Source organism: Nocardioides carbamazepini, assembly GCF_024614185.1.
GTDB lineage: Bacteria > Actinomycetota > Actinomycetes > Propionibacteriales > Nocardioidaceae > Nocardioides > Nocardioides carbamazepini.
Genome location: NZ_JAHTLF010000025.1, coordinates 1 through 21,553 on the forward strand (window position 1 = coordinate 1; position 21,553 = coordinate 21,553).

The 21,553-nt window shown below is 72.9% G+C and carries 23 protein-coding genes; 15 read left to right on the plus strand and 8 right to left on the minus strand.

Translation table 11 applies throughout. The annotated features are described in order from the left end of the window. Window positions 1–201, plus strand: a 201-nt coding sequence (locus KVF89_RS26135) for a hypothetical protein (protein WP_257430063.1), incomplete at its 5' end; no start/stop codon positions are given. 7 nt (window positions 202–208) lie between these two features. Here KVF89_RS26135 and KVF89_RS26140 read toward each other — a convergent pair. From KVF89_RS26140 to KVF89_RS26160, 5 genes are all read right to left on the minus strand, one after another. Then, window positions 209–382 (minus strand): hypothetical protein, encoded by a 174-nt coding sequence (locus KVF89_RS26140; protein WP_257430064.1) that lies wholly within the window; start codon window positions 380–382, stop codon window positions 209–211. 90 nt (window positions 383–472) lie between these two features. Next, window positions 473–2,188 carry a lysine--tRNA ligase gene (gene lysS, locus KVF89_RS26145; protein WP_257430065.1) on the minus strand — a complete coding sequence of 572 codons (1,716 nt, stop codon included), beginning with the start codon at window positions 2,186–2,188 and terminating at the stop codon, window positions 473–475. Between the two features lie 19 nt (window positions 2,189–2,207). Next, window positions 2,208–3,101, minus strand: coding sequence for a diacylglycerol/lipid kinase family protein (locus KVF89_RS26150; RefSeq protein WP_257430066.1), 894 nt, complete (start codon window positions 3,099–3,101; stop codon window positions 2,208–2,210). Further along, window positions 3,064–4,932 (minus strand): ABC transporter permease, encoded by a 1,869-nt coding sequence (locus tag KVF89_RS26155; RefSeq protein WP_257430067.1) that lies wholly within the window; start codon window positions 4,930–4,932, stop codon window positions 3,064–3,066. Before KVF89_RS26155 ends, KVF89_RS26150 begins: the two co-directional genes overlap by 38 nt. Beyond that, window positions 4,932–5,675 (minus strand): ABC transporter ATP-binding protein, encoded by a 744-nt coding sequence (locus KVF89_RS26160; RefSeq protein WP_257430068.1) that lies wholly within the window; start codon window positions 5,673–5,675, stop codon window positions 4,932–4,934. The genes KVF89_RS26155 and KVF89_RS26160 overlap by 1 nt, the downstream gene beginning before the upstream one ends. Before the next feature lie 132 nt (window positions 5,676–5,807). Here KVF89_RS26160 and KVF89_RS26165 point away from each other — a divergent pair, with 132 nt between their 5' ends. The 3 genes from KVF89_RS26165 (at window position 5,808) to KVF89_RS26175 (ending at window position 9,313) form a co-directional block, all read left to right on the plus strand. After that, on the plus strand, window positions 5,808–7,088 hold the full coding sequence (locus KVF89_RS26165; protein ID WP_257430069.1) for a sensor histidine kinase: 1,281 nt from the start codon (window positions 5,808–5,810) through the stop codon (window positions 7,086–7,088). Window positions 7,089–7,126: 38 nt separating this feature from the next. Beyond that, complete coding sequence (locus KVF89_RS26170) at window positions 7,127–7,777, plus strand: response regulator transcription factor (protein ID WP_257430857.1); 651 nt, start codon at window positions 7,127–7,129, stop codon at window positions 7,775–7,777. Between the two features lie 87 nt (window positions 7,778–7,864). After that, window positions 7,865–9,313 carry a carboxyl transferase domain-containing protein gene (locus KVF89_RS26175; RefSeq protein ID WP_257430070.1) on the plus strand — a complete coding sequence of 483 codons (1,449 nt, stop codon included), beginning with the start codon at window positions 7,865–7,867 and terminating at the stop codon, window positions 9,311–9,313. A gap of 123 nt (window positions 9,314–9,436) precedes the next feature. Here the strand turns inward: KVF89_RS26175 and KVF89_RS26180 are convergent, their stop codons facing one another. Then, on the minus strand, window positions 9,437–9,811 hold the full coding sequence (locus KVF89_RS26180) for a nuclear transport factor 2 family protein (RefSeq protein WP_257430071.1): 375 nt from the start codon (window positions 9,809–9,811) through the stop codon (window positions 9,437–9,439). 214 nt (window positions 9,812–10,025) lie between these two features. Between KVF89_RS26180 and KVF89_RS26185 the strand changes: the two genes are divergently transcribed. Beyond that, complete coding sequence (locus tag KVF89_RS26185) at window positions 10,026–11,324, plus strand: adenylosuccinate synthase (protein ID WP_257430072.1); 1,299 nt, start codon at window positions 10,026–10,028, stop codon at window positions 11,322–11,324. 69 nt (window positions 11,325–11,393) lie between these two features. On the opposite strand, the gene KVF89_RS26190 is transcribed toward KVF89_RS26185, so the two are convergent. After that, window positions 11,394–13,574, minus strand: a complete 2,181-nt coding sequence (locus KVF89_RS26190) for a serine/threonine-protein kinase (protein ID WP_257430073.1) — start codon at window positions 13,572–13,574, stop codon at window positions 11,394–11,396. Between the two features lie 44 nt (window positions 13,575–13,618). Next, window positions 13,619–14,185 (minus strand): TetR/AcrR family transcriptional regulator, encoded by a 567-nt coding sequence (locus KVF89_RS26195; protein WP_257430074.1) that lies wholly within the window; start codon window positions 14,183–14,185, stop codon window positions 13,619–13,621. 117 nt (window positions 14,186–14,302) lie between these two features. Between KVF89_RS26195 and KVF89_RS26200 the strand changes: the two genes are divergently transcribed. From KVF89_RS26200 to KVF89_RS26245, 10 genes are all read left to right on the plus strand, one after another. Further along, window positions 14,303–15,175: an alpha/beta hydrolase gene (locus tag KVF89_RS26200; protein ID WP_257430075.1), complete on the plus strand. Its 873-nt coding sequence runs from the start codon at window positions 14,303–14,305 to the stop codon at window positions 15,173–15,175. Window positions 15,176–15,207: 32 nt separating this feature from the next. Continuing rightward, window positions 15,208–16,491 (plus strand): phosphoribosylamine--glycine ligase, encoded by a 1,284-nt coding sequence (gene purD / locus KVF89_RS26205; protein WP_257430076.1) that lies wholly within the window; start codon window positions 15,208–15,210, stop codon window positions 16,489–16,491. Then, the gene (locus tag KVF89_RS26210; protein ID WP_257430077.1) at window positions 16,484–16,990 is read left to right on the plus strand and encodes a GNAT family N-acetyltransferase; all 507 of its coding nucleotides are present in this window, start codon (window positions 16,484–16,486) and stop codon (window positions 16,988–16,990) included. Before purD ends, KVF89_RS26210 begins: the two co-directional genes overlap by 8 nt. A 161-nt stretch (window positions 16,991–17,151) precedes the next feature. After that, window positions 17,152–17,373, plus strand: coding sequence for a type II toxin-antitoxin system CcdA family antitoxin (locus tag KVF89_RS26215; RefSeq protein ID WP_257430078.1), 222 nt, complete (start codon window positions 17,152–17,154; stop codon window positions 17,371–17,373). Then, window positions 17,370–17,774: a type II toxin-antitoxin system VapC family toxin gene (locus KVF89_RS26220; protein ID WP_257430079.1), complete on the plus strand. Its 405-nt coding sequence runs from the start codon at window positions 17,370–17,372 to the stop codon at window positions 17,772–17,774. The genes KVF89_RS26215 and KVF89_RS26220 overlap by 4 nt, the downstream gene beginning before the upstream one ends. Beyond that, window positions 17,767–18,264: a GNAT family N-acetyltransferase gene (locus tag KVF89_RS26225; protein WP_257430080.1), complete on the plus strand. Its 498-nt coding sequence runs from the start codon at window positions 17,767–17,769 to the stop codon at window positions 18,262–18,264. Before KVF89_RS26220 ends, KVF89_RS26225 begins: the two co-directional genes overlap by 8 nt. A 123-nt stretch (window positions 18,265–18,387) precedes the next feature. Next, complete coding sequence (locus KVF89_RS26230) at window positions 18,388–18,942, plus strand: Uma2 family endonuclease (protein ID WP_257430081.1); 555 nt, start codon at window positions 18,388–18,390, stop codon at window positions 18,940–18,942. 105 nt (window positions 18,943–19,047) lie between these two features. Continuing rightward, the gene (locus tag KVF89_RS26235; protein WP_257430082.1) at window positions 19,048–19,617 is read left to right on the plus strand and encodes a Uma2 family endonuclease; all 570 of its coding nucleotides are present in this window, start codon (window positions 19,048–19,050) and stop codon (window positions 19,615–19,617) included. 17 nt (window positions 19,618–19,634) lie between these two features. Continuing rightward, window positions 19,635–21,095, plus strand: coding sequence for an adenylosuccinate lyase (gene purB, locus KVF89_RS26240; RefSeq protein ID WP_257430083.1), 1,461 nt, complete (start codon window positions 19,635–19,637; stop codon window positions 21,093–21,095). 108 nt (window positions 21,096–21,203) lie between these two features. Further along, window positions 21,204–21,440 carry a hypothetical protein gene (locus KVF89_RS26245; RefSeq protein ID WP_257430084.1) on the plus strand — a complete coding sequence of 79 codons (237 nt, stop codon included), beginning with the start codon at window positions 21,204–21,206 and terminating at the stop codon, window positions 21,438–21,440. The last annotated feature ends 113 nt before the right edge of the window (window positions 21,441–21,553 follow it).

Genomic DNA, 21,553 nt, shown 5'->3' on the forward strand with positions numbered 1-21,553 from the left:
GTTGACGGCCAGGAGCACCTGCCGCTGCGCCCGGCCGTTGTCGGTGCCCGACTGCGCGCGCACCTCGTCGAGGGTGATCCGGTCGGGCAGCAGACGCAGCTTCGGTCCGGCCGGCTGCGCCAGCCGCGCGATGCCGTCGAGCCCGAGGTCCCACGGCGCTGGTGGTGGCCGTGGTCCGGGCGCGGCTCCGCCCGACGGTGAGCCCGGCTCAGGACCGCACCGCGAGGTAGGCGGCGGCGACCAGCAGGATGAGGCCGAGGGCTGCCGCGATCGGGAGATCGCTCGCCCGGGAGGCGCGGTGCGCGCGGGTCGCGGTCGGCCGCTCGTCGGCCGGCACCGGCTGGGTCGCGCGGTGCTTGTGGGTCAGCTGGGTGGTCCGCATGGGATCTCCTTCTCCGAGATGTTCACCTGACTGGACGGAGCCAGCGGTGGTTCATTACGCGGATTTCGGAGATTTTTCCGGGCGCGGACCTCAGGGGACGAGCAGCGAGCGCGCCTTCTCCGGCCCCAGCGCCGCGAACAGCGTGGGCAGCCGGGGGCCGCGCTCGGCGGCGACGAGCAGCTCGTAGAGCAGCTTGAAGAACGCCTTCTGGTCGGCCTTCACCTCGTCGGTCGGGGCGTCGGCCAGCGTCAGTCCGCGGCCCAGCTTCGGCACGCCGTAGATCAGCGTCGTCAGGGCGTCGACCGGATCGGCGGCGCCGTAGGCGGAGGCGAGACGCTTGACGAGCAGGCCTATCCAGAGGGTCTCCTGCTCCGACAGCGATCCGAGCCGCTCGGTGTCGGCGGCCTCGCGCACGGTGGTGCGGTCCTCGGGATCGACGTAGTCGGTGATCCAGGTCGCCGCCTTGGCCAGCCGCGGCTCCAGGTCCGCCTCGCTGGCACCGACGGTGCGCGCGGTGATCTCCCGCGAGCCCGCGGTCACGTCGGCGACCGACGACAGCATCCGGAACGGTACGACGACCGCGGGGGTCGGCAGCGTGCCGGCGGTGGAGGTCGCGGAGGCCCGCTCCCAGGCGAGCACGGCGGCGTCCCGCTTCTCCGGGATCGCGGCCTTCTTCGTGAGGGCGTCCCACTCGTCGTAGAGCCGCAGCACCTCCTGGCCGAAGTCGACGTTGAACGCCTGCTTCGGCTGGCGGCGGGCGTAGAGCCAGCGCAGGATCGGGGCCTCGAGGATCCGCAGCGCCTCGGCCGCGGTCGGCACGCCGCCCTTGGACGACGACATCTTCGGCATGCCGGCGACGCCGACGAACGAGTAGCCGACGAAGGACGGGGCCGTGCCACCGAAGATCGGTCCGACGATCTCCTTGCCGACGGTGTACGACGACCCGGGGGAGGCGTGGTCGACGCCGCCGGGCTCGAAGTGGACGCCCTCGTAGGTCCAGCGCATCGGCCAGTCGACCTTCCAGACCAGCTTGCCCTCGTGCTGAGTCGCGATGTTGGTGACGAACGACTCGCCGCAGACGTCACAGGTGTAGGCGAGGTCGGTCGTCTCGTCGTCGTACGACGTGAGGGTGACCGTGTCGCGGCCGCAGCCGCGGCAGTAGGGCTTGTAGGGGAACCTGATGAGGGAGTCCAGGTCCCCGTCATGGCCCGCGCCGTGCCCCGACTCCTCCTCCGCCGTGGGCTCCTCGGCCCCGTCCACCTTCTTGGTGCGGAACCGGGCCATCACCGTCTCGATCTCGCCGCGCTTGCGGATCGCGGTGAGGACCTGCTCGCGGTAGGTCCCGGAGCGGTACATCTCGGTCTGGTCGACCTCGACCATGTCGCAGCCCATCTCCACGAGCGCGGCGCGCAGCGGCGCCTTGTAGCGCTCGCCCCAGTTGGCGAACTCGGCCGTCGGGTCGGGGACGGCGGAGAGCGGGCGGCCGATGTGCTCGTTCCACGCGGGGTCGATGCCGGCGGGCACCTTGCGGAACCGGTCGTAGTCGTCCCAGCTGTGCAGGTGGCGCACGTTGATCCCGCGGCGACGGATCTCCTCGGCCACGAAGTGGACGGTGAGGAACTCGCGCAGGTTGCCGAGGTGGATCGGCCCGGACGGGCTGATGCCGGACGCGCAGGTGACCAGCTCGGGCAGGGTGCCGCCGTTGACCTGCTCGGCGTGCCGCAGCGCCAGGTCGGCGGTCCGGGTCACCCAGTCGCTGGGGTCCTGCTGCCGGCCGTCCTGTTGGTTGCGCTGTCCTCGTGCCACGGCGCCCAAGCCTATTGCGCTACGGCGCGGGGACCACCATCGCGTACGCCGCCGGCAGCACCTGCCACGTGCGGGACCGCACCGGCCCGTCGATCTCCCCGTCGCTGTTGCAGTCGAAGGGGGTGCCGCTGACCCGGACCGTGCGCCCCCGCAGGATGCGGACGTCGGAGTGCTCCTCGTGCCGGCCGAACGGCAGCCGGACGAGGTAGCCGAGCCGGGCGAGCGGGCTCGCCGGTGTGGCGATCAGCACGTCCACCTGGCCGTCGTGGGGCTCGGCGTCCGGGGTGAGCTCGGTGCCGCCCCCGACCGAGGCACCGTTGCCGACGGCGACCATCAGCACCGGCTGGTCGACGTCCACCACGACCTCGTCGTCGACCTCGACCCGGACCCGGAGGCTGGGCGGGTTCAGGGCGGTCTGCAGGGCGCCGATCGGGTACCCGATCCGGCCCAGCCGGGCCTTCCACCGGGCGCCGCGCTTCCCGGCCTCCGCGCCCGCGCCCAGGTGGACGCTGTTGACCGTGACGTGACCCTCCTCGTCGACGACGAGGTCGGTGGGTCGCGGTCCGCCGGTGAGGACGACCCGGGCCGCCGCCACCGGATCCAGCGGCAGGTCGAGGGTGCGGGCGAAGTCGTTGCCGGTGCCGAGGGGGATCAGCCCGAGCGTGCGCCCGGCCAGGTCGCCGCGCGCGTGCAGCTGCTGGACCACGGCATGGATGCTGCCATCGCCGCCTGCCGTCACGATCGTGCGGTCGCCGGCCTCGGCGAGCACGTCGGCGAGCTCGCCGGGGCCGGACGTGGCCCGCACCTCGACCTCGGCACCCGCCCGGAGCACTGCCAGCGCGGCGTCGACGGCCTCCTGGTCCGCCGTGCCGGCGTCACTGTTGGTGATCAGCAGCAGCGGAGGGGTGGCCACGTAGCCACACTACGGGGACCACCGCCGCCACGACCGTGACCGTCGCGCAGGCGGCGGCGATCGCGAGCAGGCTCGCCCACGGCACCGTCAGCGGTACGTCGTCGAGCCCGGCCGTCATGGGCGCGCGGAGCAGCAGCGCGACGGTCGCGGTCACCGCGGAGCCGAGGAGGAGCGCGGCGCCGGCGACCATCGCGGACTCGGCGAGCACCATGCGTCGGACCTGGGCCGCGGTGGCGCCGACCAGCCGGGTCACCGTGAACTCCCGGCGCCGTTGCAGGCTGCCCATGAGCAGCGTGTTGGCGATCGCGATGCCGGCGTAGAGCCCGGTGGGACCGAGGATGGCGATGAGGCCGACCTGGTTCTGGTCGCGTTGGGCCCGATCCACGCGGGCGATCCACTGCTCGGCGGTGAGCACGTCGCCGGTGCCCTCGTCCCGGAGCGCGGTGTGCAGCTCGGCGGCGTCGACGCCCGGGGCCGGCAGCACGAACCAGGTTCCGGTCGGCTTCGCTCCGTGTGCGCGGGCGAGCCTGGTGGGGAGGAGGACGTCCTCGTGCAGGGTCGCTGCGTCCTCGACGATCGCGACCACGCGCAACGGCACCCGGGTGCCGTCGGGGAAGAGCACCCGCACCTGCGAGCCGAGCCCGAAGCCGGCGTCGAACACCGCCGAGCGGCTGATCGCCATCGTCCGCCCGGTCAGCCGGGTCAGGTCGCCCCGGTGCGTGCGCAGGCCGCGGGTGGCGACGGCGGTCGCGGGGTCGATGCCCTCGGCGGTCCAGTCCATCCCGGCTTCGCCCGTGGTCGCCAGGGAGACGGCGTTGGTGCCGTCGATCACGCCCACCTCGGGGGCGTTGGGCGCCCGCAGGGTGTCGGTGACGACGACAGGGGCCGCCAGCTGCTGGCGGGTGATGCCCTGGTCCCAGTCCGCCGCGAAGCTCAGGCTGAGGATCAGGGAGCCCGCTATCGCGGAGATCGCCAGCACCGGCGCCGCGAGCGAGGTGGTCCGGCGGGCCTGGTTGCCCACGTTCGCACGGGCCAGCCCGAGCACGGGGTGCTCCCGGAGGGGCGCGGTCAGCACCCGCACGAGCAGGGGGAGCAGGACCGGGCCCCAGCAGACCAGGCCGACGACGACCAGCTCCGGCACGAAGATCGAGAGCATCAGCGCCAGCACCGGGTCGCCGGCCCGGATCCCGACCAGCATGAGCGCGGCGCCGGCCAGGCAGAGCGTGCCGACGACGCCGCGGAGCACTCCGATCCGGCGGCCGGTGTCGGTCGCCTCGCGCAGTGCCTGCGCCGGCGGCACCTTCGCGGCCCGGCGCGACGCGGCCCACGCGCCGAGCATCGCGACCACGACCCCGCAGCCGGCCGAGATCGCCAGGGGACGCAGGTCCCAGGTCACGGGCGCCCGGTCCGGTGTGATGCCCTGGGCGGCGAGCAGGACGGCCAGGGCCAGGGCGACCAGCCGGCCCAGGGCCGCCCCCGTCACCGCCGCCAGCGCGGCGACCACGAGGGCCTCGACGCGCACCTGGCGTCGTACCTGGCGCGGGGTCGCGCCGACCAGCCGGAGCAGGCCGAGCTCGCGGCGCCGTGCGGTGACCGCGAACCCGAAGGTGCTCGCCACGACGAAGATCGCCATGAAGCCGGCGAAGCCCGCCATCACGCCGAGCAGCGAGAGCGTGTCCTGGACCTCCGCGCCCTGATCGCCGATCGAGACCGTCAGCAGCACCACCCCGGCGATGAGTGCGACGCCGAGGGCGACCGCGACGAACGAGCCGGCGTAGAGCGCCCGGTGCTCGCGGACCGAGGCCAGGCCCAGGCGGATCGTGGCCGGCATCACCGCTCCAGCTCGTTCATCGCCGCCGCGATCTGGGTCGCGGTGCCACGGGCGAGGTGGCCGACGAGGAGGCCGTCCGCCAGGAAGAGCACGCTGTCGGCGTACGACGCGGCGACCGGGTCGTGGGTCACCATCACGACGGTGAGGCCCTCCGTGTCGACGGTCGAGCGCACCAGCTCGAGCACCTGCCGGCCGGTGGTGCGGTCGAGCGCACCGGTCGGCTCGTCGGCGTAGACGACCTGAGGGCGGGTCACCAGCGCGCGGGCGATGGCGACCCGCTGCTGCTGGCCGCCGGAGAGCTCCGCGGGGCGGCGGCGCTGCTGGGTGTCCAGCCCGACCCGGGTCAGCGCCGCGGCGACCTCATCGCGTGGGGGACGCCGGCCCGCGAGCCGCGCGGGCAGCGCGACGTTGTCGTAGGCGGTGAGGGCGGGCAGCAGGTTGTAGGCCTGGAAGACGAAGCCCATCGCGTCGCGCCGCAACCGGGTCAGCGCGGCCTCCGACAGCAGGCCGAGGTCGTGACCGGCGACGAGCACCCGCCCCGATGTCGGCCGGTCGAGTCCCGCGGCGCACTGCAGGAGGGTCGACTTGCCGGAGCCCGAGGGGCCCATGATCGCGGTGAAGCTGCCGGGTGCGAAGGCGTGCGTGACGCCGCGGAGCGCGTCCACCCGGCCGGCCCGGGAGCCGTAGCTGCGGGCGACGCCGTCGAGGACGATCGCGGGTGGGGCGAGGGTCGCGGTGCTCATGACGACCAGCCAACCGGCGTACCGGCGGCTGCGCGCTGGCCCGCGCGCGAGAGCGGGGGTAGCGCGGACGCGACCCCGGGTCGGGCGCCTGTGCCCCTCCGGGACGCACCCGCGGATCCCTACGCTGGGCGCATGTCCCGCCCGGAATCCGCCTGGAGTGCGCTGCGCGGCAACCCGGTGCGGTTCCTGCTCTCGTCGTGGCCGTGGCGCTCGCTGGCCTATCTGGCGAGCTCCGCCGTCGTCGGACTGACCGTGCTGATGGTCCTCCTCGGCCTGCTGCTCACCGGGGCGGTCACGGCCGTCCTGGTCGTCGGCTTCCTCCTCATCGGCGCCATCCCTCTCGTCGCGGTCGCCGTGCTGGCGCTCGAACGGCGCCGGATCCGGCTGGTGCAGCCGGGCGTCGTACCGCTGGGCGAGCCGCGTCCTCCGGTCGTCGGCGGCCTGCGCGCGTGGGTGCGGCAGCGGCGGCGGGAGCCGCCGTCGGGCCGTGAGGCCGGGTACGTCGTCCTGCTGGTCACGCTGCTCTGGCTGGTCGACGCGGTGGTCGCGTTCAACGCGGTGCTCCTCACCGGCGTCCTCCTGGTGTCCCCGCTGCTCGCGGCGAGCGGCGAGGTGGTCGTCTTCGCGTGGACCCCGGCGTCCGCCGGAGAGGCGCTCCCCATGCTGCTGATCGGGGCACCGCTCGCCTTCGCGGTGAGCGCGTACGCCGTGACCGCCCTGGCCGCCGCCCAGGCCGCGCTCGCCCGGCTGCTGCTCGAGCCCGGCGAGGAGGTGCTGGAACGGCGGATCCGCCAGCTGCGCCGGTCCCGGCTCGACCTGGTCGACGCGTTCGAGACCGAGCGCCAGCGGATCGAGCGGCATCTGCACGACGGTGTCCAGCAGCGGCTGGTGGCGCTCGGCATGACCCTGGGACGGGCCGAGCTCGACGTGGCGGAGGGGCCGGGCCTGGACCTGGTCCGGCAGGCGCACCGGGAGACCGAGGCGGCGCTCGCCGACCTGCGCGAGGCGGTGCGCGGCATCCATCCCCGCGTGCTCGTCGACCACGGGATCGCGGCCGCGGTGCGCGAGGTCGCGGACCGGATGCCGGTGCCGGTGACGGTCGGCCTCGACCTGCCACGGCTGCCGGCGCCGGTCGAGGCGGCGGCGTACTTCGTCGTGAGCGAGGCGCTCACCAATGTCGGCCGCCATGCCGGCGCGCGCACCGTGGGCGTCTCCGGGTGGGTGGCGGGCGACGACCTGGTCGTGACCGTGACCGACGACGGCGTCGGTGGGGCCCGGATCGGTGCCGGCACCGGACTGGCGGGTCTGGTGACCCGGCTCGACGCGCTCGGTGGGACGCTGAGCGTACGCAGCCCCGAGGGTGGGCCGACCGAGGTGAGGATGGAGTGCCCGTGCCGGACCGAGACTCCGTGACCGGCTCGCTGACCGGCTCGCTCACGGGTGGCCGCCGGCTGCGCGTGGTGATCGCCGAGGACCTCGTCCTGCTCCGCGAAGGACTGGTCGGCATCGTCGAGCGGGCGGGGCATGAGGTGCTGGCCGCCGTCGAGACCGCCGAGGCGCTGCTGGCCTATGTCCGGCGCGACCCCCCGGACCTCGTCGTCACCGACGTCCGGATGCCGCCGGGCCACTCCGACGAGGGCCTGCGCGCCGCGGCCGCGATCCGCGCCGACCACCCCGAGGTCGGCATCCTCGTCCTCTCCCAGTACGTCGCCGACGCCTACCTCGACGGCCTGCTCGAGACCGACGGCACGGGCGGTACCGGCGGGATGGGCTACCTGCTCAAGGACCGGGTCGGGCACGTGCGGGAGTTCCTCGACAGCGTCGACCGGGTCGCCGCCGGCGGGCTCGTCGTCGACCCCGACGTGGTCCGTCAGCTGCTCGCCCGCCGCCGCGACGACGGACCGCTGTCGGCGCTGACCGAGCGGGAGCGCGAGGTGCTCTCACTGATGGCGGAGGGCCGCACCAACGGCTCGATCGCCGCAGAGCTGGTCGTCAGCGAGGCGGCCGTGCGCAAGCACGTGGGCAACATCTTCGCCAAGCTGGACCTCGCACCGGACAGCGACCGCCGGGTCTCCGCGGTGCTGACGTACCTGCGTGGCTGATCGCCACTGGACGGGCGTCGCTTCGGCAGAAGTTGCCGACGTACGCCGTGGCGGGAGCGTGGTTGGATCCGAGCCATGAGCCCGGCCATGACCACGCCCCGCCGCTGGACCGCACGTGAGCTGATCGACCTAGTGCTCGACGATGGCTCCTACGAGTCGTGGGACGTCCCGGTCGACGTCAGCGGCCACGGCGAGGCCTACCAGGCGGAGCTGCGCGCCGCGGAGGAGAGGGCCGGCACCGACGAGTCCGTGCTCACCGGTCGCGGCACGGTGCGGGGACGACCGGTGGCGTTCGTCGTCAACGAGTTCCGGTTCCTGGCCGGCTCGATCGGCGTCGCCGCAGCGACCCGGATCGCGGCGGCCGTCCGCCGCGCGACGGCGGAGGGCCTGCCCGTGCTGGCGAGCACCTCGTCCGGCGGCACCCGCATGCAGGAGGGCACCCGCGCCTTCGTGAAGATGGTCGAGATCTCCCGGGCCCTGATGGAGCACCGCGCCGCCGGCCTGCCGTACCTCGTCCACCTGCGCCACCCCACGACCGGCGGGGTGTACGCGTCGTGGGGCTCCCTCGGCCACGTGACCGTCGCCGAGCCGGGCGCGCTCGTGGGCTTCCTCGGGCCGAAGGTCTACGAGGCGCTCAACGGCCGGCCCTTCCCGCCCGGCGTGCAGCTCGCCGAGAACCTCGCCGCGCACGGCGTGATCGACGCGGTCGTGCCCGTCGAGCACCTGCCGGCGCTGGTCGACCACGCCCTCGGCGTGCTCGTCGACCCCGCGGAGGAGCCGACCCTGGAACGCCGTACCCCGGTCGCGGCGGGGACCCTGCTCGACCACCCCGTCTGGGACGACATCGAGGCCACCCGCGCCGAGGGACGCGTGGGGGTCCGCGACCTGATCCGGTACGGCGCCGCCAGCACCCTGCGCCTCAAGGGCACCGACGAGGGGGAGCGCGACGACACCGTGCTCATCGCCCTCACCCGCCTCGGCGGCCGGCCGTGCGTGCTGGTCGGCCAGGACCGCTCCCGCCAGACCCCGGCGACCCCGATGGGCCCCGGCGCGCTGCGCGAGGCGCGACGCGCGATGGAGCTCGCCGAGGAGCTGCGGCTCCCGCTCGTCACCGTCATCGACACCCCCGGTGCCGAGCTCTCGCAGTCGGCCGAGGAGGGTGCGATGGCCGGCGAGATCGCCCGCTGCATCGCCGGCCTGGTCACCATGACCGTGCCGACGGTGTCGGTGATCCTGGGCCAGGGCTGTGGCGGCGGCGCGCTCGCCCTGCTCCCGGCGCGGACCGTCCTCGCCACCTCCCGCGGCTGGCTCTCGCCGCTGCCGCCCGAGGGGGCCAGCGTGATCGTCCACGGCGATCCGTCCCACGCCGCCGAGATGGCCGCCCACCAGAGGGTCGGCGCGCTCGACCTGCTCGCGGACGGCAACGTGCACGGCGTCGTACCCGAGCGGGACGACGACACGGCCGAGACGCTCGCGCGTGCCGTGGTGGCGGAGATCGCCGCTCGTCTCGCCGACCCGGCGCAGATTGAACTCTGATCGTCGCTGACCCGGCGCAGATTGAGTCCCGGTGCATTCAATCTGAGCCGGGTCGGCGTGTTGAGCTGCTAAGTCTGAGCCGGGTCGGCGTGTTGAGCTGTTAAGTCTGAGCCGGGTCGGCGCTCAGCTGACGACCATGTCCTCGCCCGACCAGAACGCCCGCATGCTGGTGATCCGGCCGTCGTCGTCGAACGTCATCACGTCGATCGGGGCGAGGGTGAAGGTCTGGTCGCCGGCCTTCGTGGCCAGCTCGAAGGAGAACGCCGCCTCGTTGCCGGCGACCCGGGCGAAGAGCAGGCGCCCGGACTGCTCGAGGCCGTCGAGAGCGGCGTAGAACTCGGCGATCTGGTCGCGGGTCGTGCGCACCTCCGAGCCGACCGGGTCCTCGACGGTGGCGCCCTCGGCGTAGAGCGCGACGACATCGGCGGAGGAGCCGGTGGCGACGAGGTCGACGTAGGTCTGGATGGTCTCGAGGATGGTCTCGCGGCTGGCGCCCATGACGGCTCCTTGGGTTGGGGTGCGACGGAAGTAGAACGTGTTCTCGTTGGGCCGAATCTATCCCCAAGGTCGCGTTTTGGTAACGTGACGCCGCAAGAGCCCCGGTCCTTGCCGGGGCTTCCTGCTTGTCCGACACCAGCAAGAGAACAAGTGGTGCGTTGAGCAGCCGTCCTCACGGGCGGAGGGACTCCGTCCGTGCGAAGGAGCAACCAAGATGCCTGCAATCGTGATCGTCGGAGCCCAGTGGGGCGACGAGGGCAAAGGCAAGGCCACCGACCACCTCGGCAGCCAGGTCGACTACGTCGTCAAGTTCAACGGCGGCAACAACGCCGGCCACACGGTCGTGATTCGCCAAGAGAATGGGGATGTTGAGAAGTACGCCCTCCACCTCCTGCCCAGCGGGATCCTCACGCCCGGCTGCACGCCGGTCATCGGCAACGGCGTCGTCGTCGACATCGACGTCCTGTTCCAGGAGATCGACGGCCTCGAGGCCCGCGGCATCGACACGTCGTCGCTCAAGCTGAGTGCCAACGCGCACGTCATCGCCGACTACAACCGCACTCTCGACAAGGTCACCGAGCGCTTCCTCGGCTCCCGCAAGATCGGTACGACGGGCCGCGGCATCGGCCCGACCTACGCCGACAAGATGAACCGGATCGGCATCCGGGTCCAGGACCTGTTCGACGAGAAGATCCTCACCCAGAAGGTCGAAGGCGCCCTCGAGCTCAAGAGCCAGATCCTCACCAAGATCTACAACCGTCGCGCCCCCTCGGTCGAGCAGACGGTCGAGGAGCTGCGCAGCCACGCGGACCGGCTGGCACCGTACGTCTGCGACACGGGGCTGCTGCTCAGCCAGGCCCTCGACCGCGGCGACGTGGTGTTGATGGAGGCCGGTCAGGCCACCCTCCTCGACGTCGACCACGGCACCTACCCGTTCGTGACCTCCAGCAGCGCGGTCTCGGCCGGTGCCTGCACCGGCACCGGCATCCCGCCGACCCGGATCGACCAGGTCATCGCGATCGCCAAGGCCTACACGACCCGCGTCGGCGAGGGGCCGTTCCCGACCGAGCTGCACGACGACAACGGCGAGTTCCTGCGCAAGGCCGGCTGGGAGTACGGGACCACCACCGGCCGCCCGCGCCGCTGCGGGTGGATGGACACCGTGATCACCCGCTACGCCGCGCGCGTCAACGGCGTCACCGACTTCGTGCTCACCAAGCTCGACACCCTCACCGGGCTCGCGGAGCTCCCCGTCTGCGTCGCCTACGACGTCGACGGGGTCCGCCACGACGAGATGCCGGTCAACCAGACCGACTTCCACCATGCCGTCCCGATCTACGAGAACCTCCCGGGCTGGACCGAGGACATCTCCGGCTGCCGCAGCTTCGAGGAGCTGCCGAAGGCCGCCCGGGACTACGTGGAGTACGTCGAGGCGCGCTCCGGTGCGCGGATCTCGGTCGTCGGCGTCGGCCCCGAGCGCGAGCAGGCGGTCGTGCGGCACCCGCTGCGCTGATCCCGCTGATCCCGCTGATCCCGCTGATCCCGCCGGTCTCGTCGGGCGCGAGCGCGCCCGACGAGACCGTCAGTCGACGAGATCGAACCCGTCGTCGCACTCCGGCGCGCAGTCCAGGCCGCCCCAGGGCTGCGGGTCACCGAACGACGAGCCGTCGGAGAGCTGCACGAACAAGATGAGCTCGTCGTCCGGCGCGCCCGTGTTGGCGGCGTAGCGGAGCTCGACCAGGTCGGCGTCGCCGTCCCCGTCGACATCGCTCAGCGCGCTGCCCGCGACACCGCTGTCGTACAGGTGCTTGCGGGCCTCGTCGATGCTGCGCCGGGTCCGGTGCCACCGGGTGCGGGGCTGGAAGGAGTCGTCGGCGACCTCGTAGACGAAGATCACCCGGCCGGCCGCGTTGGGGGCGACGAGCTCGTCGGCACCGTCGCCGTCGACGTCGCCGACGAGCCAGGTGACCAGGAGCGGGTCGACGGCGGCACCGCCGAGCACCTTCTCGGCGACCGTGACCAGCCGCTCGCCCTCGGGGCGCAGCAGGCGCATGTGGTCGGCGTTCTGCGCGTCCGTGCCGAAGACGATCAGCTCGTCCCGACCGTCGCCGTCGAGGTCGCCGGCGATCGGGAGGCTGTCGGAGAGCTCGGAGGAGTACCACTGGGTCGGCGCCGCGAACCCGCGGTCCTCGGCCAGCGCGACGTGCAGTCCGTCGAGCTCGTCGGAGGTGTCGCCGTAGAGGATCAGGTCGTCCTTGCCGTCGCCGTCGACGTCGCCCGCGGCCGCGTTGTAGTCCTTGATGTCGAACGCTGGGTCGAGCTCGAGCTCCGTCGTCCAGGGCTCGCTGTCGCCGGGGACCACCGCGACGGTCAGCCGGTCGTCCTCCTCGTCGAGCCACACCACGTCGGTGACCCGGTCCCCGTCGACGTCGGCGAGCTGGGGACGACCGACGCCCGCGCTCGCCCGCTGCGGCGAGCCGAACTGCAGGCCGGACGACGGAACCGTCCAGATGGAGAGCGGGTTGAGCGCCTCGAAGCGCGTCTGGTGGATCAGTACGTCGCCGTACTCGTCGCCCGTGAGCTCGCCGGCCACGATGGGGGCCGGGTCGGGCTCCTCCTTCGTCGCGCCGGCAGGGTCGTCGTCGCGGACCACCAGCCAGCCGGTGACGCCGGCGACGAGGGCCAGGACCACGGTCCCGGCCACGGCGAGCGGCCAGCGCCGACGCTTGGCCGGCTTGCCCGGTGTCCCCGGTGTCCCCGGTGTCCCCGGTGTCCCCGGTGTCCCCGGTGTGCCCGGTGCGGACGGCGGTGGCAAGGCGGGCGGCGGCGGGGGAGGAGGTGGCGCGATCGGCGGGACGGATCCGGTGCGGAGAACCGTCGGTCCCGGTGGGGCCGCCGGCAGTCCCTCGAGGGTGTCCGCCGGCGCGCTCGCGGCGAGCCGCTCGAGGTCCTCCCGCAGCGAGGCCGCGTCGGCGTAGCGGTGCGCCGGGTCCTTGGCCAGCGCCCGGCCGATCACCGTGTTGAGGTCGGCGGTGAAGGCGGAGTCGCCGGCCAGCTGCGGCACCGGCGCCTGCTGGTGGGCGAGCGCGACCTGCATGTCGCTGCCCTGGTAGGGCTCGTGCCCGGTCAGGCACGCCCACAGCACGCAGCCCAGGGCGTAGACATCGCTCGACGGCGTCGCCGGCAGCCCCTCCGTGCGCTCGGGCGAGAGGTACGACCAGGTGCCGGCGACCATGCCCGCCGCGGTCGACGCGGGGCTGTCGATCCCGTCGGCGCGGGCGATGCCGAAGTCGCACAGGTAGGCATGCTGGTCGGCCGTGCCGGGATCGCGGATCAGCACGTTGGACGGCTTCACGTCGCGGTGGACCACGCCGACCCGGTGGGCGTCGGCCAGGCCGCGGGCCAGCTGGGCGCACAGTCGCAGTGCCTGCCGGGCGGGCAGCGCCCCGTGCTCACGCAGCCAGCTCCACAGGTCACGGCCGTCGACGTACTGGGTGACGATGTACGGCGTCCCGTCGACCTCGTCGTGGTCGTGGATCGCGATGACGTGGGGGGAGTCGAGCCGGGCCAGCGCCGCCGCCTCGGCCTGGAAGCGCTGGCGGAACTCCGGGGACCGGGCGAGCGTGCCGGTGATCACCTTGAGGGCGACGGTGCGCTGCAGCCGCGGATCGGTCGCCGCGAAGACGACGCCCATGCCGCCCTGGCCGAGGACCCGATCCAGCTGGTAGCGGCCGAACTGCTCGCCGACGCTGGGCACACGCATGAAGGAACTCCCCCGAGTTGAGTGTCAGACGGGGCCAGTGTGCCTCAGTCGAGCCCGGTCACACCTCGCGCCGTCGCCCGGAAGTCCGCCGCGACGTCGCGGCCGTCGAGGTAGTTGCCGACCAACATCGCGTCCCGCAGCAGCACGAGCGAGGCGGCCGTCGCCGCAGGGTCGGGTGCGCCGGCGGCGGCCGCCAGGTCCGTGAGTGTGGCCCGGAACCAGTCGCGGTGGCGTCGTACGACGGCCCGCACCGGCCCCGCGGCGTCGGGGAACTCCGCGCTGGCATTGATGAACGGGCAGCCCCGGGTGTGCAGCCGGGTGGCGTCGTCGGCGACACCGTCGATGACGAGGGCGAGCAGGTCGCGGGGCGTCGCCTCCGCCGCCGAGGCCTGCTCGGCGGCGGCCGCGAACAGGCCGCGGATCGCCGCGTCCTCGTGCTCGAGGTAGGCGACGACGAGCGCCTCTTTGCCCGGGAAGTGGCGGTACATGGTGGCTCGGGTGACTCCGGCCTCGGCCAGGACGCGGTCGACCCCCACGCCCCGGATGCCCTCCGCATAGAAGAGCCGGGTAGCCGTGCGCAGCAGGCGCTCGCGGGGCTCGGAGACCTTCACGGTCCCGATCCTACGAATTCCGCCCTTGACGGAATGCATCGCGTGCCTCCACAGTTGAGTCATCAAAGAGAACGAACGGTCTATCTACCAGTATGGACCTCGACACCAGGAGACGCCATGAACGCCAGCGCCAGCACAAGTACCGTCACCGCCCGCGAGGCCGCCGAGGTCCGCGCCGCCAACGCGTCCGGCCGCCAGCCGGTCGTCTTCGTCCACGGCCTCTGGCTGCTGCACGGCAGCTGGGACGCGTGGAAGGCCTACGTCGAGGAGCGCGGGTACGCCGCAGTCGCGGTCGACTGGCCCGGCGACGAGGCGAGCGTCGAGGCCGCGCACGCCAACCGCGGCTCGCTGGCCGGCACGTCGGTCCGCGACGTCGCCGACCACGTACAGGAGGTGATCGATGGCCTGGAGCGCAAGCCGATCGTCATCGGCCACTCGTTCGGCGGCCTGCTCGTCCAGATCGTCGCCGGTCGTGGTCTGGCCGCCGGCACGGTGAGCATCGACCCGGCCCCGACCCAGGGTGTGCTGCCGCTGCCGTACTCCTCGCTCAAGGGCGCCTTCCCGGTCCTCGGCAATCCGCTCAACTACGGCCGGACGGTCACCCTCACCTTCGACGAGTTCCGGTTCGGCTTCGCCAACGCGGTGTCCGAGGAGGAGGCTCGCGAGCTCTACGCGACCTTCCACACCCCGGCGCCCGGCCGCCCGCTCTTCCAGGCGGCTACGGCGAACTTCAACCCCTGGGCGAAGACCCAGGCCGCCAAGAAGGGCGCCGATCGCGGCCCGCTGCTCGTGGTGACCGGAGAGAAGGACAACATCGTGCCCTTCGCGATGGCCAACGCGGCGTACAAGAAGCAGCGCAAGAACCAGCACCACGCCACCGAGATCGTCGAGATCCCCGGCGTCGGCCACTCGCTGGTGATCGACAGCCACTGGCAGGAGGTCGCCGACGCCGCGCTGGACTTCCTGTCCCGCAACGGACTCGGCGCCTGACCCGACCCTTCGCCCGAATAGGATCGACCTCCGTGAAGACCCTCGTGATCGGCACCGGTGGCCGCGAGCACGCGCTCGCCCTCGCGCTCTCCCGCGACCCCGGGGTGAGCGAGGTCCATGTGGCGCCGGGCAACCCGGGGATCGGTGCGTTCGCGACACTGCACGACGCCGACCCGATGGACGGTACGGCGCTCGCCGCCCTCGCCGCGCGGATCGGCGTCGACCTCGTGGTGGTCGGGCCCGAGGCGCCGCTCGTCGCCGGAGTGGCCGACGCGGTGCGCGCCGCCGGGATCGCCGTGTTCGGTCCCTCGCGGGCGGCGGCGATGCTCGAGGGGTCGAAGGCCTTCTCCAAGGAGGTGATGGCGGCCGCGGGGGTGCCGACGGCGGGCTCGCGCACCTGCACCACCCCCGAGGAGGTCGCGGCCGCGCTCGACGAGTTCGGACCGCCGTACGTCGTCAAGGACGACGCCCTCGCCGCCGGCAAGGGCGTCGTGGTCACCCGGGACCGGGCCGAGGCGCTCGCTCACGCGGCGGGCTGCGGCCGGGTCGTGATCGAGGAGTTCCTCGACGGTCCCGAGGTCTCGCTGTTCGCCCTGTGCGACGGCACGACCGCGCGTGCCCTCCAGCCGGCCCAGGACTTCAAGCGGATCTTCGACGGTGGCCGGGGCCCCAACACGGGCGGGATGGGGGCGTACTCCCCGCTGCCCTGGGCGCCCGCCGACCTCGCGACCACCGTCATCGACACCGTCGTGCAGCCCACCCTCGACGAGATGGCGCGTCGCGGGACCCCGTTCGTCGGGTGCCTGTACGTCGGCCTCGCCCTGACCGCCGAGGGCCCGAGGGTGATCGAGTTCAACTGCCGGTTCGGCGATCCCGACGTGCAGCCGGTGCTGGCGCTCCTCGACTCGCCGCTGGGTGAGCTGCTGCACGCGGCTGCCGAGGGACGGATCGACGACGTCGAGCCGCCGCGCTTCCGCGAGGGCGCGTCGGTCACCGTGGTGCTCGCGTCCGCCGGCTATCCCGAGTCGTCCTCGAAGGGCGACGTCATCACCGGGGTCGGCCGTGCCAACGGGGTCGCCGACGTCGACGTGATCCATGCCGGCACCGCGCTCGTCGAGGGCGGCGACGGCCAGCGGTTGGTGACCGCCGGTGGCCGGGTCCTGGCTGTGCGCGCCGTCGGGTACGACGTCGCCGACGCCCGCGCCCGGGCCTACGCCGCTGCCGACCTGGTCGCCTTCGACGGCCTCCAGCGCCGCTCCGACATCGCCGCCGAGCCGCTCGGGGTCGTCGAGGGCGCCTCGCTCGCCGATGACTGACCGACCGGTCGTCGTCCGCGCGGCGCACGACGCGGACCTCGACGCCGTCGCCGCGATCTACGCCCGCGAGGTCCGCGACGGGCATGCCACCTTCGACACCGACCCGCCGCCGCGAGCCACCTGGGAGAGGAAGCTCGCCTCCACCCATCCTGGCGACCACTTCCTCGTCGCTGTGGCGGGCGAGGACGTCCTCGGGTTCGCCTACTCCGGTCCGTTCCGCGACCGGGGCGCCTACGACCGCACCCGTGAGGTGACCGTCTACCTCGACCACGCCGCCACCGGCCGTGGCGTCGGCCGGCTGCTGTACGACGACCTGCTGGCCCGGCTGCGTACGGCGGGTGTGCGCACGGCGCTCGCCTGCATCGCCCTGCCCAACGACGCGAGCGATGGCCTGCACCGGGCCTGCGGATTCGAGCGACAGGGTGTGCTGCGCGAGGTCGGCCGCAAGTTCGACCGGTGGATCGACATCGCCTGGTGGCAGCGGATGCTCGACGCCTGAGTGCTTGGCCGATCGTCGCTGTGGATGGTGGCCGCGGCAGATCAGCGGCTCGTGGCACGCTCGGGTCGTGGCCTCGGGCCCGACCCGAGACCCGGAGCTCGCCGGCGGCGACGTGACGCGCGCCGGTCGGCGGGGAAGCAGGATGGGGTTATAGTGGGGGTATGCCGAAGGTGAACATCTATGTTCCGGACGTGCTGTACGACGAGATCCGTCGGACCGACCTGCCCATCTCGTCGATCGCGCAGCAGGCCTTCCGCGACGCGTTGAGCGCCCGCGCCAACGCGGACTGGGTCGCGGCGGCCCGCAGCCGCCCAGCGCGCACCACGCAGCGGGTCGACACAGTGGCACTGATGGACGAGGTCCGCGACGAGTTCGGCGCATGATCGTGCTCGACGCCTCGGCGCTGGTCGACGTCGTGACCGACCAACCCGCGAAGCCGGCCGTGCTGGAGCACCTCGAGCAGCCGATCGCCGCTCCGGGCCATCAGCTCGCCGAGGTGCTCTCGGCAGTCGCTCGGATGGCGCGCGGCGGCCTGCTCGACGCGGAGGCCGCCGCGGCCGCGGTGGCCGATGCCGCCGCGCTGTCGCAGAACCACGTGCCTCTCGACGACGAGCTGCTCGCAAGGGCGCTGGTTCTCAACGGGCGGCTGCGCGCGCTGGACGGGCTCTACGTCGCGCTCGCCGAGCGGCTGGCCTGCCCGCTCCTGACCACCGACGTGCGGCTGAAGCGTGCCGATCCGCCCTGCGAGGTCATCGTGGCGGAGGCGGTGGACGTCGATGGCTGAGCCGGGAGCGCAGCCGGGCGTGCTCACCGAACGCCTCCAGCTGGTCCTGTGGGACGAGTCGACCGTGGCCGCGATCCGCGACGACCATCGGCTGCCGGGCTGGCACCAGGAGTTCCCGCGCGAGGACGACCGAGGTGCCGCGACCCTGTGGCGTGACGGGGATCCGTGGGGGCCGCGGTCGATCGTGTCCCTCAAGCAGCAGGTCGTGATCGGCTCGATCGGCTTCTTCGGGCCGCCCGTGCCGGCCGACGACGACGTGCCCGAGGTCGAGGTGGGCTACGGCCTGGTGGCGCCCGCGCGCGGCTACGGCCTGGCCACCGAGGCGCTCGGTGCGCTGCTCGCGCGGGCCGACGCGGCCGGCGTCCGGGTCCGTGCGTCGATCGCGCCCGACAACACCGCCAGCCTGCGGGTCGCGGCCAAGACCGGGTTCACCGCGATCCGCGGCAGCAGCGAGGAGGGCGAGCTGGTGCTGGTGCGCCCGCGGCGCTGACGAGGCTCTGGATGACGCCGACCCGGTGTTTCCCGCCGCCCGACGATCGGCAGCCTTCCCTCGCTCCGCCCCGGAGCGCAGAATGGAAGGAGAGTTGATGTGTCCCCAGCAGCAGGAGCAGTCGTGTCCGAGGTCCGCGTGCCCGCCTTCGAGCGGATCCGCATGTCGTACGACGAGTGGTGGGCGCTCCCGGAGAAGCCCAAGTCGGAGTGGGTCGACGGCACGGTGGTCGTGGTGAACGTGCCGCCCAATCTCGACCACAGCGACTCCGGCTTCGGCCTCCACAGCACGCTGAGGCGGGCGTTCCCGAGTCTCCGGGTCTATGCCGACGTGCCGCTGCGACTCCCGCGCAACCGGGTCCGCCGCCCCGACCTGATGGTGTTCGACCACCGGCCGGAGAGGGAGCCGGTCGAGGAGACACCGATCCTCGTGGTCGAGGTCCTCTCCCCGGGCACCCACCTCATCGATGCCTTCGAGAAGGCACCGGAGTACGCCGAGGCCGGCATCGGCCAGTTCTGGATCGTCGACCCCGAGGCGCGCAGTCTGGACGTCTACGCGTTGGTCGATGGTCGCTGGGAGTCGTTGCTGCGGCTGGACGACCTGCGGCCCACCGGCGAGGTCACGGTGGAGGGCCACGGCACGATCGCCCTGGACCTCCCGGTCATCCTCGCCGGCTGAGCCGATGCGGACCTCCTCCCGGTGATGCCTGTGGAGAGCGGGAGCGGGCACCGCTGATCCGTGTTGGTCTTTCCCCGGGCTCGACGAGGGGTCAGAATGGAGGGGATGGATGTGTCTGTGGCGACAGCGGAGGAGACCGACGGGCTCCGGCGTGTCCCCATGTCCTACGAGGAGTGGCTCGCGCTCCCGGAGAAGCCCAAGGTCGAGTGGGTCGACGGCGAGGCCGTGTTCCACAGGAGCGGGTCGCCCGATCACCAGGACGCGGCGGCCAACCTGCTGATCTTGCTGCGGCAGTCGCTGACCGGCGTCAAGGTCTACCCCGAGGTGGCCGTGCGGCTGCCGCGCAACCGGGTCCGGATCCCCGACCTGCTCGTCACCGAGCGCCGGCCGGAGGGCCACCACGTCATCGAGCCGCCGCTCCTGATGGTGGAGGTGCTCTCGCCGAGCACCCGCACCGAGGACCTGTTCCGCAAGTCGCTCGAGTACGCCGCCGGTGGCGTCGGGCAGTATTGGATCGTCGACCGGCGGCTGCACAGCATCGACGTGCTGGGCAACGAGGACGGCGAGTGGAGCGTCGTCCTGCTGCACCTCGACGAGGAGACCCCGTCCGGCGAGGTCGCCGTCGGCGAGCACGGCGTCGTCCCGCTCGACCTGGCGGCGGTCCTCGGCGGCTGAGCCGTTCGGGGGTGGCCATGGGAGAATCAACGCCCGTGACCGTGCCGAACCTCGTTCCCAATGTCTTGGCCACCCGCTACGCCGCCGCCGACCTGACCGCGATCTGGTCGCCGGAGCACAAGATCGTGCTCGAGCGGCAGCTGTGGATCGCCGTCCTGAAGGCGCAGAGGGATCTCGGCATCGACGTCCCCGACGGTGTCGTGGAGGCCTACGAGAAGGTCGCCGACCAGGGCGCGCAGGGGGTAGACCTCGACAGCATCGCCGCACGGGAGCGGGTCACGCGCCACGACGTGAAGGCCCGGATCGAGGAGTTCGCGGCGCTCGCCGGCCACGAGCACATCCACAAGGGCATGACCAGCCGCGACCTGACCGAGAACGTCGAGCAGCTGCAGGTCAAGCAGTCCCTCGAGCTGCTGCGCGACCGCGCGGTCGCGACCCTCGCCCGCCTCGCCCGGCTCGCCGCCGAGCACGAGACCACGGTGATGGCCGGCCGCTCCCACAACGTCGCCGCCCAGGCGACCACCCTCGGCAAGCGGTTCGCGACCGTCGCCGACGAGCTGATGATCGCGGTGGAGCGGATCGAGGACCTGCTCGGCCGCTACCCGCTGCGCGGCATCAAGGGTCCGATGGGCACCGCTCAGGACATGCTCGACCTGCTCGGCGGCGATGCCGACAAGCTCGCCGACCTCGAGCGTCGGGTGGCGAAGCACCTCGGCTTCGACCGGGTGCTCACCAGCGTCGGACAGGTCTATCCGCGCTCCCTCGACTTCGACGTGCTCTCCGCGCTGGTCCAGCTAACCGCGGCGCCGTCCAACCTCGCCACCACCATCCGGCTGATGGCCGGCAACGAGATCGTGACCGAGGGCTTCAAGGAGGGCCAGGTCGGTTCCTCCGCGATGCCGCACAAGATGAACACCCGCTCCTGCGAGCGGGTCAACGGCCTCGCCGTCGTCACCCGCGGCTACCTCTCCATGATCGGCGAGCTCGCCGGCGACCAGTGGAACGAGGGCGACGTCTCCTGCTCCGTCGTACGTCGGGTCGCGCTGCCCGACGCGTTCTTCGCCGTCGACGGCCTGTTCCAGACCTTCCTCACCGTGCTCGACGAGTTCGGCGCCTTCCCGGCGGTCATCCAGCGCGAGCTGGACCGGTACCTGCCCTACCTCGCCACCACCAAGGTGCTGATGGCCGCGGTCCGCAACGGCGTCGGCCGCGAGAGCGCGCACGAGGCGATCAAGGAGGCCGCGGTCGGCACCGCTCTCGCGATGCGCCAGGGCCAGGCCGAGAACGACGTCTTCGCCAAGCTCGCCGCCGACGACCGGCTCGGCCTGACCACCGACCAGCTGCAGTCCCTCGTCGCCGAGCCGATCACCTTCACCGGTGCGGCCGTGGCCCAGACGCAGGAGGTGTGCCGTCAGGTCGAGGCCGTCGTCGCCGCGCACCCCGGCGCCGCCGACTACCACCCGGGCGCGATCCTCTGACGGCGCCGGCCCGGATCGTCGTCGCGTTCCCGGTCCCCGCGGACCGGGCGTTCGCGTATCTCGCCGACCCGGGGAACCGGCCCGCCTGGCAGTCCTCGCTCCGCGCGGATGCGCACGACGCTCTCCGAGCCGCCGTACCGCTGGGTCGAGGAGGGGGAGTGCGGACCCTTCCGGGCCCGGCTGGAGCTGGCCTTCGCGCCGGACCCGGTGGCTGCCGCCACCAGTCGGGTGACGGCGGAGTTCGCGGTGCGCGGGCTGGGACTCGGCCCGGTGCTGACCCGCGGCAGCCGACCGGCCGTCGCCGCCGACCTGCGTCGCGCGGCGCGGGCGCTCCTGCGCGACTGACCCGAGTGCTTGCCTGCGACCGTCGGTAACATTCCGGCCCTACTGGCCGGTAACCACTGTCCAAGCAGCGAACCGGCCCGCTACATTCTCCGCACTTGTGATGTCGGTCACAG